Source organism: Kaarinaea lacus, assembly GCF_975902315.1.
In genome coordinates this window covers 1-5,620 of the sequence record NZ_CDLKIE010000499.1, presented here as the reverse complement: position 1 = coordinate 5,620, position 5,620 = coordinate 1, and the positions used below count along the sequence as shown (strand labels likewise).

Below are 5,620 nucleotides of genomic sequence, written 5' to 3'. Positions count from 1 at the left end.
GCACACAACAGGCACTGCCCTGGCCTGATCCTGATCCCAACATTGTTCTGAATGAGGAGAATATTTTTCCTGAAGGCAGGACAATTTAAAGGAACGTCCAGCTTTAAAACCTGGTTGTATCAAATAGCGGTAAACCAGTGCAAAAACCTGTACCGATCCAATGATCGCCGCAGGGAACATGGAGTGGATGATAACGCGCGGGAATTTGTTCTAGAAGACACTAAATTGGATGACGTGTTCAGTGTAGAGAAGCGCAGAATATTGCAGGAGGCCATCAGTAATCTACCCGCTAAGCAGCGTTTAACAATGCAGTTACGTGTTTATCAGGAGTGCACTTTTGCGGAAATTGCGGACATCATGTCCAGTTCCATTGGTACAGTAAAGGCAAGTTATCACCAGGCAGTTACATCGTTAACGAAATCCTTAAAAGAGGAATCCTATGAACCCGCTCAGATGTGACGAAGTAAAAAATTCGTTAATAGACTATCTCGAATTCGAGCTGCCATTGACTCGCCGTGAGCATTTCTATGAACATCTATCGCATTGTGCTAGTTGCCAGGCGATGCATGACGATCTTGAGCAGGTACTTACCGAGGCAAAAAAAATAGACATCATTGAACCGCCTCAATCCTATTGGGAAGAACTCCCGGAAAATATACTTAATGAAGTTAAAAGCCTGCGATCATCGGAGCCTTTGGAGTTCACCGGAAGAGATGAGAGCGATGACACACCAGGGAACGCGCTTAGTGATGATGGCAAGGTCGTCGCATTTACAAGAAGTAACAGGCGTGCAAGCGGGGTAAAAGATATTGAAAATCTCCAATACAGGGATCAGCAATCCGTCCCAGTTAACCATGGAAGTAGTAATAAAAAATCCACTCCAATCAGCTGGCCAAAAATAGCGTTACCCATTGCGGCAGCCGTGTTAGTTGGCGTAACCGCGGTGTTTACTTTCATAGAGAAAGAGTCAACATTATTTCAGGATCACATTGGATTTCAGGCAAAAATTCAATCGGATCAGTCGCTGGCGCGACTGGCGCAAAAGCTTGCACCTTTGTCACAACCGGGTAATCAATTTGGATTTACGTCACAGCAGGTACTATTCAATGAATTTTTCATGGGTTCGTTGTTTTCCGAAGCAAAAGCGTACGCGAATTCCGGTCAGCTGGTGTTGTTGAAAACGCATCTGGAATTACTGAAAACTGCCCTGAAAAATGACACAAATCCACAATATAAAATCATTCAAAGTGTTGGCCAGCTACAACAGCAACTGATTACTCAGGACAATGCCGCTGAGGCTAGCCGGGTATTAACAAACTTATTAAATGAATATGTTTCATTGGTACGAGGCCAGGATAGACAACGTTATGAACTGGTAAAAGCGGGGGCATGGTTGTTTGACTATGCGCTGGCGGTGTTAGCTAAAGACGATACCAGGATTAGGCAAATCGACAAGCTATCATCTCTGGCGGAAGCGTTACGGTTGAGCAAGGTTCCACCCGGTGTTAATAAGTCACTGGACAGGATTCAGGACATTGCGCAGCAACCAACGCTAACCGGTAGGGAATATCAGGAAATTTTGAAAGAGGTGGAAAACATTCGCAGCTTGTTAGGGTAGCGAAACTAAGCTAGTAATTAAATTCAAAATAAATCGAGTCAAATATGTTAGGCATTCAAATCAGACAGATCAATAAAAAGTACTTAATGTCTACTGTCATCGTCGGGTGTTTTGCAATTTTCCACCTTGCGCCTGCCTTCGCGCTACCCAACCCACAAGAACGTATAAACTATTGGCAGCAAAATTATAGTGAATTAACCGAACTGGATGATCCGCGAGTGGCAAATGCTCATGTCATATTTGAGCGTGTTTTACAGGCTGCAGGAACTCGTTATGGTGTGATTCCACGCCTGCTTATTATCAAGGAAAATCCTTTCAATATTGTTTTGCCAGTGTCGATTCCTGATGGATGGGTGATATTGTCAAAACAGGTATTGGATATGTGCTATGAAGTTCAGGATCAGGGTGATGACCGGCTGGCTTTTGTGCTTGCACACGAAATTGCACATTTACTGGATGATGATTTCTGGCACATGAGTTTTTTCAGTGCATTGAGCCTGTTGAAAAGCAATCAGGATGTTGAACGAACAGTTGTTGAGGAAATCCAGGAAATATTTTCTCAAACGGCAAAGATTGAAGCCAAAGAGTTACGGGCTGATGAAAGAGGGATATTGTTTGCAGCCATGGCAGGCTACAGCCCTTTTTCAATTGTTAGCGATAGCGCAACGGATGAGAAAAGTTTCTTTCATCAATGGCACGAGGCATTAAATGTCTCACAATATGCTCAAGCGAACGCCGCTAGTACACATCCTACTTCATCGCAGAGAACCATGGCAGTTTTAGCCCGCCTCAAGCAAGTCAGCGAGCAGTCAGACCTGTTTCGGGTAGGCCTTATAATGTACCAGACAGGGAAATTTGAGTTGGCTGCCAAAGCCTTTGCAGAATTTCTACGCTATTTTCCAAGTCGGGAGGTATACCATAATCTGGCAGCAACACATCATCAAATAGCGCTAAACTATTTTCAGTCGGATCCAGAACTTATTAAGCAACGCCTGTTGCCATTTCGGTTACCTGTAATGGCGGATCCTTATACCCGTGCCGCCTTTGGTGTCACCAGGGGGCGACAACAAAACCAGGCTGCGTTTAAACGTCACATTGATCTGGCAATTGCATATTACCAGTCCGCGATAGAACAAGATAAAAATTACCTGCTGGCGTATCAAAATCTGGCTAGCGCGTACCTGTTAAATGATGAGCCATATAAAGCAATTGCAACTTTGCAGGATATTGTGGCTCGCTCACCGGATAACGCAATACTGCTCAACATACTAGGCGTAGGATTTTATTTAACTGAAAATCCAGAAAAAGCAGAAAAATTGTTGCAGAAAGCGATTGTTATCAATAGCCGGTTTGCAGCAGCTTATTACAATTTAGGGAAAATTGCCTACTTGCAAGGTGATGAAGCTAAAGCGTATCAATTGTGGGAAAAGTTTATCAGCATTGTGCCGGATCATCGCTGGTCAAAGCACCTGGTATCCAACTTTAATATTCAGTCGACATTACAGGTCGGGAAAAAGTTAAGTCATCCTTCAGCCAGTCAGATGCAGAGACTGCTAGGAGTTCAGGTCGGCCATTATATCGATGAAATACCTGCTTCATTAGGAAAACCACGGATTAAAAAGTTTGCGATTGATGGTGCAGATTATTCGCTACTTGAGTACCCGAATGGTGTGAGCATGGTCACAGAAAGTGATGAAGTACGGATTATATTTGTTGGCGAAAATTTTAAGGTGAAGGATGTGAAGAGCATTAACATTGGTAGTGCCAGGAACAAGGTTATTTCAAATTACGGCTTACCCGCATTGCACCTGGATTCGACGCGCGGACAAAACCTACTCTATCCGCAGGACGGGATTTCGTTTCAGATTGCTCATGATAAAGTTATATCCTGGGCTGTGTACTAAACATAGCTGCCTACAAAAGGTATATGAATGATATTAAATAATAAGAAAGGTTTTGCGATCACTGTCATGCTGTTTTTATCAGTATTGGTCAATAGTGCATTTGCGTCGATCGCACCCGTAACACCAGAGACTACAGAACAAGTTCGATCTCCTGAAGAAAACTACGGCGATAGATACTTTAACCAGGGATTCTATGAAAAAGCTATCAGATCCTGGCGTGAGGTATATAAGGAATACCGGGCAAACCAGGACCTGGCGGGGCAAATCGGCATTTTATACAAGATATCAACAGCGCAACGAATGCTGGGTTTACATGATCGATCCATTAGAGGCCTGGAAGTTGCCAGTAAACTCTCGTCGCTGTTAAATGATGCCAGTTTAAGTTTAATGATCAATGCCAATTTAGGTGGTGCTTACCTTTACACGGGTCAGTTCGAACTGGCCAAACCATTATTAGTGGAAACGTTAAACCGTGCGGAAAAATCAGGAAATAAGCGATTAACTTCACTTATTTATAATGATCTGGGAAATTTTTATTCTTTTACCGGGCAAACTGAAAAGGCTTTTGAAACATTTTATAAAAGTGGCGATATAGCAATCGCCATTCGCGATAGTTACCTGGTGGTTCAGGCGTTAACGAATGCCATTAATCTGGCTACCGATGAAAACAGGTTCGATACGGCGCTTGTTGACCTGGAAAGAGCGGTCAATTTTGTTGCCCAACTGAAGCCTTCTTACCAGAAAGCCTACGGGATGGAAAAGGTCGGTGGAGTTGCCTATCGTTTGCTGGAAAAGCATCAGCCAGAGGATAAATCGTCTTTTTACAGTATCGTTAACCAGTTAACAGAACAGGCCAGTTTTGCAGAGCAAATCGGCAATGACTGGTTGGTCGCAAAATTGCTGCTGTTGGAAGCTGGCTACTATGAATATGCCCAGTTGTATGAAGATGCCTTGCGACTGGCAGAAAAAGCCGTTTTTCATTCGCAATTGATCAATGATAGTAACCTGATTTACCAGATTGAGTGGAAGGTAGCTCGAATTAACGAACACTTGTCTAACGATGGCGAAGCGGCAACGTTTTATCGTCGAGCCATAGAAACTGTGCAACCCATTCGGCAGGCGTTATATCAAAATCCTGCGTACCTTTCTGGTCAGGAAACCAGGCAGGATAACATCTATCTGGAGTTTGCCGATTTGCTGTTGAGGAATGCCAGTAATACAAACCAGGCTGGCACAAAAATGGAGTTGTTATTTGAAGCTCGTAACGTATTAGAGCGTCAAAAATCGGAAGAATTGCAGGATTATTTCAAGAATCAATGTGTCGTTGAAGCACAATCGAAGACTATCAGGATCGATCAGGCCATTGATAATAATACGGCAGTGATTTATCCGGTATTATTACCTGATCGAACAGAACTATTGGTTAGTTATAATAACAAGATTGATCAGTACGTAGTTAATAAGTCCGAGCGCTACGTCACTGAGCAGGTTCGAAACCTCAGGTTAAAGCTGGAGAAAAAACGCACCCGAGATTATTTGCCTTTCGCCAGGGAATTGTACCAGATCCTGATTTCTCCCCTGGAAGCTGAATTAAGTGCGCAGGGTATCAATACACTGGTTTTTATCCCGGGGCAATCATTGCGTACCATCCCTGTTTCCGTATTGCATGACGGTAAGCAGTTTTTGATTGATAAATACGCCGTGGCTACCACGCCCGGATTAAGTCTGACTGATCCACGCCCGTTGAAGCGAAAAAATATGAAAGTGTTGTTAAGCGGGTTATCAGAACCAGTGCAGGGGTACCCACCACTGGATTATGTACAGGGGGAGCTGGAACAAATTCAGAACCTGTATGGCGCAAAGATGTTAATGAACCAGTCGTTTGACAAGACGAATATCAGTCATGAATTGCAGGACACCAACTATAGCGTGGCACACTTTGCATCACATGCCGAATTCTCAGGCGACGTGAGTAACTCATTTATTTTGACGTTCGATGACCGCCTGTCGGTAAGCCAGCTAGGTCAATATGTATCCATCGGTCAATACAAAAACAAACCCATCGAACTCCTGACTCTGAGTGCATGTAACACAGCAG

The 5,620-nt window shown here is 43.6% G+C and carries 5 protein-coding genes; 4 read left to right on the top strand and 1 reads right to left on the bottom strand.

The annotated features are described in order from the left end of the window. Positions 1 to 180, bottom strand: a 180-nt coding sequence (locus ACWVCM_RS15585; protein WP_455202687.1) for a hypothetical protein, incomplete at its 3' end; no start/stop codon positions are given. On the opposite strand from ACWVCM_RS15585, the gene ACWVCM_RS15580 reads away from it, so the two are divergent. The 4 genes from ACWVCM_RS15580 to ACWVCM_RS15565 all read left to right on the top strand — a co-directional run. Continuing rightward, a complete protein-coding gene (locus ACWVCM_RS15580; RefSeq protein ID WP_455202686.1) occupies positions 115 to 459 on the top strand; it encodes an RNA polymerase sigma factor in 345 nt (114 codons plus the stop codon). The genes ACWVCM_RS15585 and ACWVCM_RS15580 overlap by 66 nt on opposite strands. Next, positions 440 to 1,618: a zf-HC2 domain-containing protein gene (locus ACWVCM_RS15575; protein ID WP_455202685.1), complete on the top strand. Its 1,179-nt coding sequence runs from the start codon at positions 440 to 442 to the stop codon at positions 1,616 to 1,618. The genes ACWVCM_RS15580 and ACWVCM_RS15575 overlap by 20 nt, the downstream gene beginning before the upstream one ends. Before the next feature lie 44 nt (positions 1,619 to 1,662). After that, complete coding sequence (locus tag ACWVCM_RS15570; protein ID WP_455202684.1) at positions 1,663 to 3,522, top strand: tetratricopeptide repeat protein; 1,860 nt, start codon at positions 1,663 to 1,665, stop codon at positions 3,520 to 3,522. A gap of 27 nt (positions 3,523 to 3,549) precedes the next feature. Then, positions 3,550 to 5,620 (top strand): CHAT domain-containing protein (locus tag ACWVCM_RS15565; RefSeq protein ID WP_455202683.1); only part of this gene is annotated, 2,071 nt, incomplete at its 3' end.

Bases quoted from the DNA above. Each gene is read 5' to 3' on its own strand.
- ACWVCM_RS15575 (WP_455202685.1), top strand. From the start codon at position 440: ATGAACCCGCTCAGATGTGACGAAGTAAAAAATTCGTTAATAGACTAT.
- ACWVCM_RS15570 (WP_455202684.1), top strand. From the start codon at position 1,663: ATGTTAGGCATTCAAATCAGACAGATCAATAAAAAGTACTTAATGTCT.